The organism is Rhizobium sp. CB3060, assembly GCF_025200735.1.
In the GTDB taxonomy this organism is placed as follows: Bacteria; Pseudomonadota; Alphaproteobacteria; order Rhizobiales; family Rhizobiaceae; genus Rhizobium.
On record NZ_CP104162.1, the window covers coordinates 49,058 to 61,886 of the forward strand.

Below are 12,829 nucleotides of genomic sequence, written 5' to 3' on the forward strand. Positions count from 1 at the left end.
GGATATCGCGTACCTTATCAGGGGATATCCCCCGATAGCGATGCTCGCGCCGGCCTATGGGTGGTTGGAGACGAGGGCGTATACGTGATGTCAAACGGCAAGCTGGCCGAAAACCAACGTGCGCTCGTCGTCTATGCCGACGAGTGCAATCCGAACAACAATCCCGACTACTGGCATTACAAGCGACAGTATTTCGGGGTGATGATGGTGTCGAGTTTCTCGACGCCACCGAACTCGACCGGCTGATCACAGCTGCGCCCGATGCAACGCATATCCGCATCGTCATGGACGACAGTTCCATGTCCATCGAACTGATCCGCTGACACGACCCGTCGCGGTCGCTCTTCCAACATTCTGGCGAACCTCTCTCGTCCACCCGGGGTCGGGCGATGGCGCCTGCTCGTTTCCAAGGAGGCACTTGATGAGCAACGATCCCTTCACCCTTGATATGTTCGGCAATACCGCTTTTTCGCCAGGGCTTGGACTTGGCATCACCGCTTTCGGAAGCTTCGCGCCAGAGGCGGCCAACGACGATGACCCTGAACCGACACCACCCGCGCCCGCCCCAGCCATGCGGTCCACTTCCTCCTCCTCCCCTGTGACCCGCAAACAGGGCAACGTCGCGAACTTCTATTTCGAGGACGGTGAGGATCGCGGTCTGGCCGCCTCGTGGAAGGAGCGCGCCCGGATCAACGTCGCTGCTATCCTTTCCGCCAACGAGCTCGAAAAGCTCGCCATTTCCGCGACACGCGAGCAACAGAAACGTTTGATCCGCTTCACCGGCTTCGGCGCCGGCGAGCTTGCCAACGGCATGTTCCGTCGGCCCGGCGACGTTGACTTCCGCGACGGCTGGGACGATCTCGGCGCGTCGTTGGAAACCGCCGTGTCGGATGGCGATTACGGCAGCCTGGCTCGCTGCACCCAATATGCCCATTTTACCCCGGAGTTCATCATCCGGGCGATCTGGGCGGGCTTGCAGCGCATGGGCTGGTGCGGCGGCCGGGTGCTGGAGCCGGGCATCGGCACGGGGCTGTTTCCGGCATTGATGCCGGAGGTCTTCCGGGATGCGGCTTACTTGACCGGGATCGAGCTCGATCCAGTCACAGCGCGTATCGTCCGGCTTCTTCAGCCAAAGGCGAGGATCATCACCGGTGACTTCGCCCGCACCGACCTCACGCCGATTTACGATCTTGCGATCGGCAATCCTCCCTTTTCCGATCGCAATGTCCGCTCAGACCGGCACTACCGATCGCTCGGCTTGCGCCTTCACGACTACTTCATCGCTCGGTCGATCGACCTTTTGAAACCCGGCGGTCTCGCCGCCTTCGTCACCAGCTCCGGGACAATGGATAAGGCTGACACGACCGCGCGCGAGCACATCGCCAGGTCCTCAGATCTGATCGCGGCGATCCGCCTGCCCGAAGGCAGCTTCCGTCGCGACGCCGGCACGGATGTCGTGGTCGATATCCTGTTCTTCCGCAAGCGCAAGGTCGGCGAGTCCGAGGGCGATCAGACCTGGCTCGACGTCGACGAAGTCCGTCCTTCCACCGAGGATGAAGGCGCAATTCGCGTCAATCGCTGGTTCGCGCGGCATCCCGACTTCGTCCTTGGCAACCATGCCCTGACCTCCGGCCCCTTTGGCGAAACCTACACCTGCCGCCCGCGCACCGGCGTCGATCTCGAAACCGCGATAAATGCCGCCGTCTCCCTTCTTCCGGAAGATTTCTATGACGGTGAGCCGACAAAGATCGACATCGATCTGGAAGACGAGCTCGGCCACATCATCGATCTTCGCCCCGACGGTTCGAAAGTCCGCGAGGGCAGCTTCTTCGTCGATACCAGGCACGGCTTGATGCAGATGGTCGACGGCTCTCCGGTTCCGATCAAGGTCCGCAAAAGCCGTTCTGCAGACGGTGTGCCGGAAAAACATATCCGGATCATCACCAAACTTATCCCGATCCGGGACGCGGTACGCGAAGTGCTGAAAGCCCAGGAGCAGGACCGGCCTTGGAAGGATCATCAGGTGCGGCTGCGCATCGCCTGGTCCTCCTTCGTGCGCGACTTCGGCCCGATCAATCATACCACCGTCTCGATCACGGAAGACGTGGAGACCGGAGAGGTCCGCGAGATCCATCGGCGGCCGAACCTGCAGCCATTCCTCGACGATCCCGATTGCTGGCTGGTGGCCTCCATCGAAGACTATGATCTCGAAACGGACACGGCAAAACCCGGCCCGATCTTTTCCGAACGCGTGATCTCGCCTCCAGCGCCTCCCGTCATCGCCAGCTCCGCTGATGCGCTCGCCGTGGTTCTGAACGAACGCGGTCGCGTCGATATTGACCATATCGCCGAGCTCCTGCATCGAGACGTGCAAGGTGTGATTGCCGATCTGGGCGATGCGATCTTTATCGATCCTGTCGACGGCTCATGGCAAACTTCCGATGCCTATCTGTCCGGTCCGGTCCGCACCAGGCTCGTTGAGGCGCAGGCAGCAGCGGAACTCGATCCGGCGTTCCAGCGTAACGTCCGCGCGCTTCAGGAAGTTCAACCGGCGGATCTGCGACCATCCGACATCACTGCCCGCCTCGGCGCGCCGTGGATCCCGGCCTCCGACGTCGTTGCCTTCGTCAAGGACATGATGGGGGCGGAAATCCGCATCCATCACATGCCGGAACTCGGCTCGTGGACGGTGGAAGCGCGGCAACTCGGTTACACCGGGGCCGGAACGTCGGAATGGGGCACCAGCCGACGTCATGCCGGCGAGTTGCTGGCTGACGCCCTGAACTCTCGCGTGCCGCAGATCTTCGACACGTTCAAGGATGAGGGCGGCGAGCGCCGGGTATTGAATGTCGTCGACACCGAAGCCGCCCGCGACAAGCTGCAGAAGATCAAGCAGTCTTTCCAGACATGGGTGTGGACCGACCCTGACAGAACCGACCGGTTGGCGCGCGACTATAATGACCGGTTCAACAACATCGCGCCTCGCAAGTTTGACGGGTCGCATCTCCAGCTACCGGGCGCCTCTGGCGCCTTTGTTCTTTACGGTCACCAGAAGCGCGGCATATGGCGGATCATCTCGTCCGGTTCCACCTATCTCGCCCATGCCGTTGGCGCCGGCAAGACGATGACGATGGCGGCTGCGATCATGGAGCAGCGCCGGCTAGGCCTGATCGCCAAGGCGATGCTGGTCGTTCCCGGCCACTGCCTTGCGCAGGCGGCCCGTGAATTCCTGGCGCTCTATCCCTCGGCCAACATCCTGGTCGCCGACGAGACGAATTTTACCAGGGAAAAGCGCGCCCGCTTCCTTAGTCGCGCGGCGACGGCGGTGTGGGATGCGATCATTATCACCCATTCCGCCTTCAAATTCATCGGCGTGCCCTCGGCCTTCGAGCAGCAGATGATCCAGGACGAGTTGCAACTCTATGAGGATCTGCTGACGCGGGTCGAGAGCGACGACCGTGTCTCACGCAAGCGCCTCGAGCGGTTGAAAGAGGGGTTGGAAGAACGTCTTCAGGCGCTCTCGACCCGCAAGGACGATCTCCTGACCATCTCCGAAGTCGGCGTCGACCAGATTGTCGTTGACGAGGCGCAGGAATTCCGCAAGCTCTCCTTCGCGACCAACATGTCGACGCTGAAGGGGATCGATCCCAACGGCTCGCAAAAGGCCTGGGACCTCTATGTGAAGAGCCGTTACATCGAGAGGAAGAACCCCGGGCGGGCGCTGGTGCTCGCCTCCGGAACGCCAATCACCAATACGCTCGGAGAGATGTTCTCGATCCAGCGCCTGCTCGGCTACCACGCCCTGCACGAGCGCGGTTTGCATGAGTTCGACGCCTGGGCCTCGAACTTCGGCGACGAGAAGACCGAGCTGGAGCTTCAGCCCTCGGGCAAATACAAGCCTGTCAGCCGGTTCGCCTCCTTCGTGAACATCCCCGAGTTGATTGCCATGTTCCGCGCCTTCGCTGACGTGGTGATGCCGGAGGATTTGCGGCAATACGTCAAGGTGCCGGACATCGCCACCGGCAAGCGGCAGATCCTCACCGCCGCACCGACGCCGGCATTCAAGACCTATCAGCGGATCCTCGAAACCCGCATCAAGGCGATCGAACAGCGTGAGGGACCGGCACAGCCCGGTGATGACATCCTGCTTTCCGTCATCACCGACGGCCGGCATGCGGCGATCGACCTGCGTCTCGTCATGCCGGCAATGGACGACGAGCCGGATAACAAGCTCAACCTGCTGGTCCGCAATGCTCACCGGATCTGGAAAGAGACGGAAGAGAACACGTATGTCCGTCCGGATGGCAAGCCGTTCGAGCTTTCCGGCGCCGCGCAGATGATCTTCTCCGATCTCGGCACGATCAATGTTGAGAAGACGCGCGGCTTCTCCGCCTATCGCTGGATCCGCGATGAGCTGATCCGAATGGGCGTGCCGGGTCCGGAAATCGCCTTCATGCAGGATTTCAAGAAGACCGAGGCCAAGCAACGCCTGTTCGGGGATGTCAGGGCCGGAAAGGTCCGCTTCCTGATCGGAAGTTCCGAGACGATGGGCACCGGCGTCAACGCCCAGCTTCGCCTGAAGGCACTCCATCACCTCGACGTGCCGTGGCTGCCGTCACAGATCGAGCAGCGCGAGGGGCGCATCGTCCGCCAGGGCAACCAGCATGATGAGGTCGATATTTTCGCCTATGCGACACAGGGCTCTCTCGACGCAACGATGTGGCAGAATAACGAGCGCAAGGCACGTTTCATCGCAGCAGCCCTCAGCGGCGACACCTCGATCCGCAGGCTGGAAGATCTCAATGAAGGCCAGGCCAACCAGTTCGCCATGGCAAAGGCGATCGCCAGTGGTGACGAGCGCCTGATGCAGAAGGCCGGTTTGGAGGCGGACATTGCCCGGTTGGAATGGTTGCGTGCCGCTCATGATGACGATCTCTTCGCGGTTCGACGTCAGATCCGCGACGCCGAGCGCGAGATCGAAACGGCGACCCGCCGCATCGCTGACATCGGCCAGGATATCGAGCGGCTTATTCCGACATCAGGCGATGCGTTCTCCATGATCGTGACCGGCAAAGCTTGCACCGAACGCAAGGATGCCGGCCGGGCGCTGATGAAGGAAATCCTCACCCTCGTCCAGCTGCAGCGGGAGGGCGAGATGCACATCGCCAGCATTGGCGGCTTCGATCTCGTCTACGTTGGCGAAAAGTTCGGTCGTGGTGACATTTACCATTACCAGACGTTGCTGCAGCGCACCGGCGCCGAATATGAGATCGAGCTTCCGGTAACCGTAACGCCGCTCGGGGCGATCTCCCGCCTTGAGCGCGCGCTCGATGGGTTCGAGGAGGAGAGGAGCCGGTATCATCAGCGACTGGGAGACTACCGCTGCAGGCTGGCGTCTTACCAATCGCGGCAGGGTGGTGAGTTCGCCTTCGCCGGTGAGTTGGCGGACAAGCGAAAGGCGCTGCGGGAGGTTGAGGAGGCATTGGCGCAGTCCGCCAGTGGTGACGCTGAGGCAGAAAAGGAGGCGGCTTGAGCGTCATTGTAATTGAGTCGCGAAAATGGCCATCCGCCGCGAAGGAGATGGCCATTTTCTTTGTTCTTCCCGCGTTTTGGCAACCATTCGCCGCGGTCTTGTCGAAGAGCGAAAGCTATTTATCCACCTGATATAGAGTTGGATCCACGAGATTGATCTTCTCGCCTGGTTTGAAGCCAAAGACCTTCTCGAACTTTTCAGGCCCGAGCAGCAGCGCTGCTTCTTCCAGCAAGTGCTGGTTTCGAGAATTCAAGTATTCGGGTGGCGGTGGCAATGACGCGGGCATCCTCTGCGCCGCGAACATTTGCACCTCGCTTCTCAACGATAGCAACCGGTTCAATAGCTCAGGCTCGTCAGCCAAAACCTTGCTCGCATGTTTGGTGAAATCGTCAGGTTCTTGCATCGGTGCACCTCCGCTCGGGCTTTGACCCCCTCCGACTGGCCTCGGCCCGGTCCATGTCCCAGACACCGAGAGCGCTTTTGAAGAGGCGCCGCAGCTTGCGATTTTCGCCGCCCATGCCGCGTGCTGAAGGCCATATGTCCCGTAGATGAAAGTGCTCGCTGCGTAGCCTCGAGCGCCAGACACCGTCAAGGGCGCGACCTTTCCAAGTCCTGTAGCGTACAAGACCTGATTGGCGAGTTGATGGCAAACCCCGTCAACGCCATAGGTGAATATTGTACCACGGGCTCCTGGTACAGTTCGCGAGTCCGCGTTGGGCGTGACAAGGCAACTGGCGAAAGCGAGGCTTCCGCGCTGGGAGCCGAGCGCACCCGTCGGATTACCCGGTATCTTTCCTGCCGGGTGATAACTTCCCCAGCAAAACCAATAGAATTTCTTAGCCGCTATCACATCGGCGATTTTTGGATAGCTGTTTTTCTGATTGTCGAAGTTGGTGACCCAGGTGTGGTCGACGGGCGATCCGTTCACGAACGCCGGCACGGCCCACGCATATAAGGTTGTGCTCGCGGCTGCCATTTCCCACCCTCCCCAGAAAAGTCCCCCGACATGCTGGATGATCCTGCCATGTTCGGTTGAAATCAAGATGGGCGAATAGAAAAGGGAAAGAAAACCTAAAATAGAAATTTGATCGCAGATCGTTCATGCCGGTGTCGCTTCGCTCAACCGCCCCCTCCGCAACCCGGCCCGTCGTTCTCGCAAGGCCTTGCCTCGCTCGCCCTGACGGCCAGGGCCGCTCGGGCACAGTTGCACCGGCCCGTCCGCTCCGCGCTCCGGGAAGTGTCTTCGGAAAGAACTGAAGACGGATAAGAGCTGGCATAGGGCCGGCTCGGCAATCCCGGAAGGAGCCAATCTCATGCAGATCCTCAAACTCGATCCCCGCGCCCTCAAGGACAATCCTGACGATACCCGTCGCTCGAAATCGTCTCCGCAGTCCGATGCGCTGCTGCTTGCGACGGTGAAGGCGGTCGGCATCATCCAACCGCCGGTCATCTCCCCAGAAGTTGATGGCGGTAACGGTTATATCATCCAGGCTGGCCACCGCCGCGTGAAGCAGGCAATTGCCGCAAGGCTGGAAGAAATCACCGTTCTTGTCGTCGAGGCGGCCAACGACAATGGTGCCATGCGCTCCATGGTGGAGAACATCGCGCGTGAACCGCTCAATCCCGTCGACCAATGGCGCGGCATCGAACGCCTCGTCGCTCTCGGCTGGAGCGAGGAAGCCATCGGCGTGGCGCTTGCGCTTCCGGTCCGCCAGATCAGGAAGCTTCGGCTTCTGGCGAACGTCCTGCCTTCCATGCTCGACCACATGGCGCTCGGCGACATGCCGAACGAGCAGCAGCTTCGAACGATCGCGGCCGCCTCGCTCGACGAGCAGAAAGAGGTGTGGAAGGCGCACAAGCCGAAGAAGACCGAGCGGGCCGACTGGTACAATATTTCGCGGGCGCTCTCGAAGACCCGCATGTTCGCCAAGGATGCGAGCTTCGGTGACGATCTCGCGAGTGCCTATGGCGTCGAATGGGTCGAGGATCTGTTTGCTCCGGCCGACCAGGACAGCCGCTACACGACCAATGTTGAGGCCTTCCTTGGTGCGCAGCAGGAATGGATGACGAACAACCTTCCCAAGAAGGGCGCCATCATCGAGGTCAACAATTGGGGCCAGCCTGAACTGCCGAAGAAGGCGGAGCGGGTTTACGGCAAGCCGTCGAAGTCCGACCACGTCGGCATGTATCTCGACCGTGACGGCAAGGTGCAGTCGGTCGCATACCGCTTGCCCGAGGAAAAGAAGAGGGCGAAGGGCAATTCGTCTACGACGGACGGCACCGACGGCCTCGACAATGGCGCGATCGTCGATGCACCGAAGTCCCGGCCGGACGTGACCCAGAAGGGCCAGGACATGATTGGCGACTTCCGCACCGATGCCCTGCACGAAGCGCTTGGCCGCGCGCCGATCGAGGACGACACGCTGATGGCGTTGCTCGTGCTCGCCTTCGCCGGCCTGAACGTCCGCGTCGACTCCGGCGCCATCGACACCGTGTTCGGATCGAAGCGGTTCAAGCGCCATGCCGCCCGGCTGATCGGCGAAGACGGCAAACTTGCCTTCGACGGGGAGACGCTGCGTGTGGCCGCGCGCTCCATGCTGATCGACGTGCTGTCGTGCAGGCGCGGCATGTCGAACAGCGGGGTCGCTTCTCGCATCGCGGGTGACGCTATCGGCGCCGACAGCTTCCTGCCGAACATGGGTTCGGAGGACTTCCTGTTGTGCCTGTCTCGCCAGGCGATGGAGGCTGCTGCGAAAGAAGCCAACGTCCTCCCGCGTCAGAAGGTGCGGGAAACGCGCGCGGCTCTCATCGATCACTTCAAGGAAGAACGGTTCGTCCATGCGTCGGCGCTCTTCGCACCCGACCCGCAGGACATCGCAGATCTGATCAAGGCTGGAGTGGTCATCGATGAGGACAACGCAGACGCTCACATCGGTGACGACCACGCCGAGAGCGACGCCGCGGAAGATGCAGCCGTCGATGAGCCGACGGTTGATGAGGATGATGGCCTGGCTGCACCCGAAGGCGACCTTCCGGCCGGCGACACGTCTGACGACGCGCCCGAGGCCGTCGATTCTGACGAAGAGCAGGACGCATACGGGATCGCGGCCGAGTAGGCGCGTCGCTCACCTCCCCTTCCGAATGAACAGCCGCCGCCAATGAAGAGCACTGGCGGCGGTTTTGTTTTCAAACCATCAAATTCACGGAGATCAACATGTCGGCACATCTCGCATTTCTGGCCCCAATCGGTTCCATCCTGGCATGGTCTGACGGCCAGCCACGTCCGCCTGAACGCCATCGCAAGAAACTGTCAACCTGGCAGACGAACAACAGCAGCGGCCGGCTAATCCGAAGGGATGATCAACGTGATGGCGGCCACTTCGTCCTTCCGCCCAGCTTCACTCTGCATGAAGGTGACTATGGCGGCGGCGGTGTGATCGCGATCCGCGTCCATCGCAAGTTTTCGCTGGACACCAGCCTGATGTTCACCCTCGTCAAACGCCCGCCGGTCGGCAGTTGCCGCGTCTTCGACCGTCCCGGCGACTATGCCAAGCTTGTTCACTTGGCAAGCCGTCAGGCTGCGGAGCACTGGTGGACGACCCATAGCTATCCTTCCGCCGTTCGTCAGGATGTCACAGCCGATGAAATCGCCGCCGATGTCGTGGAAGGGAGGGCCGCCGCATGATTTCGCCATACAATCAACAGGCGGAATTGCGCCGAAGGAAGACGCTCTCCGGCAAACGCGTCATCAGCTCGCGATGATCGAGCGTCAGATTACCGCCAGGATGACAGCGCTGATCCCGCAACTGGGCCGGCGCAGATCCGGCTATCGTCGTGGCAGGCCGCACGAGTCGAAGGCCTTCCTGGCCCGCTATCGTTCCAATCTTGCCGCGATGACCGCAGAGCGTCAGCCGGAGATCGACGCGCTCTCACGCAAACTCGCGCGTCAGGAGGATGCGATCGCATCATTGCGCGCGCTCTGGTCTGCGGGTCTGATCGAGCCGGACTGCAGGGAGCTGAAACGATCGGAGGTCCTGACTGTCGAACAGGGGCGGGCGGGATGACGGAGATCTGGCGCGTAGCTTGCGTGACTTCCTTTTCGGCTTCGGCATCCGGGATCAGCCTCTGGCTGTTCCGTCCTTCGGTTTCGTGCGGTCTGAACCAGCGCCCGTCCGGTTCAAGGCCGCTGTCGCGCCGCGGGGCGGCCGGTCATGCCGCTCGTCGCAAAGCAGGCACGCGGACTGCTCAGGGCTTTTGCCCCGCTTGCCCGCGCACCGGCTTTTCTCGATCTGGCCTGCCCGGACCCTGAACCGCCCGGCTTGCGCCGGTTCCTTTCGACCGCACCGAAGGACAGAACGGCCAAGGGGCCGAACGCTTCGGACAAACCGAAAAGGAAGCCATCATGGCAAAGCCCGCAACCTCTCCCCGACAAGCAGCCCGTGTCGTCCAGCTCCGCAAGGGCGCCACCATCGAAATGGTCCGCCTGACATGCCCCGATGAACCGCAGGCGCTGCGGATCGCCGAAAGCTTCGGAACCGTCATCCTCGACAGCGACGGCATCCTCGACATGCACGAACGCCTGATCGTCGAGACCGCAACCGGCCTCTCCGATGGTCTTGGTGAACGAGCGATGCAGATCCATCTCCAGCGCATCGTCGGCGCCTATGTCGGATCGGCCCATGGCGCGGGCCAATTCTACAGCAAGGCCGTCACCGAAGCACGCGATGCGACCGCCAAGAGTGCCGCCGATGCCCGCGATGAGGATCTCGACGGTCCGGTCGGATACGACAGCACCGCCCAGCGCAAGCGTGAGTTCGCAGCTGACATGGGCATCCAGGCCCATGCGCTCCGGATGGCGGCTGAAGGCGCCGTCGCAGCCTACGAACAGATTGTCGGCGAACAGTGGAAACCTTTCGACCGGCCGGTCGACAATCCCGGCCAGACACTCGACCGCAAGGCGGCCGAAGCACAGATGGACGCTCTCGGCTGAGATTGATCCGGCGGAGTATCTAGCTCCGCCTTCTCCGTGACATGGCCGCCTCAACGTGAGGCGGCCTCTTTTCGTGTCACGGTCAGAGCGAAGCTCAACGCGAATAAGGAGCAAAAGCGAAAAACGACGGAGCGCCCTATCGCAGCCCCGTCCCGTTCGTCGGTCCTGCAGGAGCCGGTGGCAAGGCGCAACGGCTTCGCCGTCCTCCACTTAGGTTTCGGCCGTTCCGGTGCACATGCCCCCTGAACACTCCTGCTTTCGGCCCTCCGCGACGGGGCCGCGATAAGCGCGGCCTCCTGAAACGGAGGTTTGATAATGAGCAGGAAAACAGCAAACACGCGGACCGACATTTACGCACGGATCACCGACAGGATTGTCGCCGATCTGGAAAAAGGCGTGAGGCCATGGGTGCAGCCGTGGAGCGCGGCCAATTTGTCCGGCCGGGTGAGCCGGCCGCTTCGCCACAACGGACAACCCTATACCGGCCTCAATGTTCTCTTGCTCTGGTCGGAGAGCGTTGCCAGCGGTTTCGATTCAGTGACGTGGATGACGCTGCGCCAGGCGAATGAACTCGGTGCCCATGTGCGAAAGGGCGAAACCGGTGCCACCGTCGTTTATGCCAGCCGCTTCACCAAAACCGAGACGAATGCGGGCGGTGACGCGGTCGAGCGCGATATCCCCTTCTTGAAAGCGTACACCGTTTTCAATTGCGATCAGATCGATGGCCTTGCCGATCATTATTACAGTCGCCCCGAACCGATCGCGAAACCGCTCGAGCGTATCGAGCACGCTGATCGCTTCTTCGACAATACAGGTGCTGTCGTTCGCTATGGCGGTGACAAGGCCTATTATTCTCCCGTCTCCGACCACATCCAGTTACCACGCCCCGAACAATTCCGGGACATGGCGTCTTTCGTTGCCACGAGAGCGCACGAAACCTTGCATTGGGTCGGCGGTCCCGCCCGGCTGAACAGGGACCTCAGCCGCTACCACAAGGATCGGCGAGAAAGGGCATTCGAAGAGATGCTCGTGGAGCTCGGGGCAGCGATGATCTGCGCCGATCTGGGTATCGTGCCGGAACTGGAGCCTCGCCCCGATCACGCCGCCTATATCCAGAGCTGGGCCGAAATCCTCGGCTCCGACAAGAGGGCGATCTTCAATGCGGCCGCGCATGCACAGCGCGCCGTTGCCTATCTCCATGATCTCCAGCCGCAGGCGGCTTCCGGTCAGGAGGCGGCCTGATGCTCCAGATGTCAAACTCTGCAGGGCAGGGCGCGCCCTCGCGGATCCGGCTACGTGCACTTTCGCTCGGCGCCGGTGTCCAGTCCGCCACCATGGCGCTGATGGCAGCGCATGGTGAGATCGGACCGATGCCCGATTGCGCGATCTTCGCCGATACCGGCTGGGAGCCAAAAGCTGTCTACGAACATCTCGAATGGCTGAGGTCGCCGAATGTTCTTCCGTTCCCGGTCCATATTTTCTCGGCTGGAAGCATTCGCGACAATCTCATGGACGCCGCAGCCGGCAAGCGCTGGGCTTCCATTCCGACCTTTGCAAAGACAGTGATGCCGGCCGGGACTAAGCGCCCGGTTCTGGATCAGGACGACGATGGTGAACTCGTCCAGATCGGGTCCCGCGCGACATCGCGTGATACCGTGTCAACCGGCATGATGCGCCGGGCCTGCACCACCGATTTCAAGATCGTGCCGATTCGGCGGAAGGTCCGGGAGTTAGTGGGCCTAACGCGCAAGCGGTCGCCGGATCATGCGGTCGCCGAACAGTGGATCGGGATTTCGACAGATGAGGCCAGCCGGATAAAACCCTCGTTCGAGGATTGGCAGATCAATCGTTGGCCGTTGATAGAACAGCGCATGAGCAGGCGCGATTGCCTGGCCTGGTTGCGCAAAAATGACTATCCGACGCCCCCGAAGTCCGCCTGCATTGGATGCCCTTTTCACGACAACGGACGTCGGCGTCACATGCGCGATCATGATCCGGAAGCCTGGGCAGACGCGGTAATAGTCGATCGAGCACTGCGGACCGGCATTCGACGCATCCGTGGCGAGGTTTATCTTCATCGCTCATGCGTTCCGCTTGATGCAGCCGACCTGTCGACGGCCGCCGAACACGGCCAACTCGATCTCTAGCCCATCGAATGCGAAGGAATGTGTGGGGTCTAAGGCAGCGTTCTTGCGCTGCGGCAACGGCTGACCGCGCCATTTGGAGCGGAAGGTGTGCCGCCATACTGCGGAACTCTGCTGTAAAACGCGCCGGCACAGTCCGTCCCTGTCGTGCGCACACTTTCC

The 12,829-nt window shown here is 61.5% G+C and carries 9 protein-coding genes; 8 read left to right on the forward strand and 1 reads right to left on the reverse strand.

The window, feature by feature from the left end; all coding sequences use genetic code 11:
- Positions 1 to 56 precede the first annotated feature (56 nt).
- A complete protein-coding gene (locus tag N2601_RS33725) occupies positions 57 to 323 on the forward strand; it encodes a DUF3085 domain-containing protein (protein WP_445945086.1) in 267 nt (88 codons plus the stop codon).
- A 98-nt stretch (positions 324 to 421) separates the two neighbouring features.
- Positions 422 to 5,533 (forward strand): Eco57I restriction-modification methylase domain-containing protein, encoded by a 5,112-nt coding sequence (locus N2601_RS33730; protein WP_260306232.1) that lies wholly within the window; start codon positions 422 to 424, stop codon positions 5,531 to 5,533.
- A 115-nt stretch (positions 5,534 to 5,648) separates the two neighbouring features.
- Here N2601_RS33730 and N2601_RS33735 read toward each other — a convergent pair whose 3' ends face one another.
- Positions 5,649 to 6,509, reverse strand: a complete 861-nt coding sequence (locus N2601_RS33735; RefSeq protein WP_260306233.1) for a hypothetical protein — start codon at positions 6,507 to 6,509, stop codon at positions 5,649 to 5,651.
- A gap of 337 nt (positions 6,510 to 6,846) precedes the next feature.
- Between N2601_RS33735 and N2601_RS33740 the strand changes: the two genes are divergently transcribed.
- From N2601_RS33740 to N2601_RS33765, 6 genes are all read left to right on the forward strand, one after another.
- Positions 6,847 to 8,649, forward strand: coding sequence for a ParB N-terminal domain-containing protein (locus N2601_RS33740; RefSeq protein WP_260306234.1), 1,803 nt, complete (start codon positions 6,847 to 6,849; stop codon positions 8,647 to 8,649).
- A 98-nt stretch (positions 8,650 to 8,747) separates the two neighbouring features.
- The gene (locus N2601_RS33745) at positions 8,748 to 9,218 is read left to right on the forward strand and encodes a hypothetical protein (RefSeq protein ID WP_260306236.1); all 471 of its coding nucleotides are present in this window, start codon (positions 8,748 to 8,750) and stop codon (positions 9,216 to 9,218) included.
- Positions 9,190 to 9,597 carry a hypothetical protein gene (locus tag N2601_RS33750; RefSeq protein ID WP_260306237.1) on the forward strand — a complete coding sequence of 136 codons (408 nt, stop codon included), beginning with the start codon at positions 9,190 to 9,192 and terminating at the stop codon, positions 9,595 to 9,597. The genes N2601_RS33745 and N2601_RS33750 overlap by 29 nt, the downstream gene beginning before the upstream one ends.
- Before the next feature lie 338 nt (positions 9,598 to 9,935).
- Complete coding sequence (locus N2601_RS33755) at positions 9,936 to 10,523, forward strand: hypothetical protein (protein ID WP_260306238.1); 588 nt, start codon at positions 9,936 to 9,938, stop codon at positions 10,521 to 10,523.
- 315 nt (positions 10,524 to 10,838) lie between these two features.
- Positions 10,839 to 11,765: an ArdC family protein gene (locus N2601_RS33760; RefSeq protein ID WP_260306239.1), complete on the forward strand. Its 927-nt coding sequence runs from the start codon at positions 10,839 to 10,841 to the stop codon at positions 11,763 to 11,765.
- Positions 11,765 to 12,670, forward strand: a complete 906-nt coding sequence (locus tag N2601_RS33765) for a hypothetical protein (protein WP_260306240.1) — start codon at positions 11,765 to 11,767, stop codon at positions 12,668 to 12,670. Before N2601_RS33760 ends, N2601_RS33765 begins: the two co-directional genes overlap by 1 nt.
- The last annotated feature ends 159 nt before the right edge of the window (positions 12,671 to 12,829 follow it).

What these genes read in the sequence shown, in the direction of transcription:
- N2601_RS33725 (WP_445945086.1), top strand. Translation starts at nt 57, where the DNA reads ATGGGTGGTTGGAGACGAGGGCGTATACGTGATGTCAAACGGCAAGCT.
- N2601_RS33730 (WP_260306232.1), top strand. Translation starts at nt 422, where the DNA reads ATGAGCAACGATCCCTTCACCCTTGATATGTTCGGCAATACCGCTTTT.
- N2601_RS33735 (WP_260306233.1), bottom strand. Translation starts at nt 6,509, where the DNA reads ATGGCAGCCGCGAGCACAACCTTATATGCGTGGGCCGTGCCGGCGTTC.
- N2601_RS33740 (WP_260306234.1), top strand. Translation starts at nt 6,847, where the DNA reads ATGCAGATCCTCAAACTCGATCCCCGCGCCCTCAAGGACAATCCTGAC.
- N2601_RS33745 (WP_260306236.1), top strand. Translation starts at nt 8,748, where the DNA reads ATGTCGGCACATCTCGCATTTCTGGCCCCAATCGGTTCCATCCTGGCA.
- N2601_RS33750 (WP_260306237.1), top strand. Translation starts at nt 9,190, where the DNA reads ATGTCGTGGAAGGGAGGGCCGCCGCATGATTTCGCCATACAATCAACA.
- N2601_RS33755 (WP_260306238.1), top strand. Translation starts at nt 9,936, where the DNA reads ATGGCAAAGCCCGCAACCTCTCCCCGACAAGCAGCCCGTGTCGTCCAG.
- N2601_RS33760 (WP_260306239.1), top strand. Translation starts at nt 10,839, where the DNA reads ATGAGCAGGAAAACAGCAAACACGCGGACCGACATTTACGCACGGATC.
- N2601_RS33765 (WP_260306240.1), top strand. Translation starts at nt 11,765, where the DNA reads ATGCTCCAGATGTCAAACTCTGCAGGGCAGGGCGCGCCCTCGCGGATC.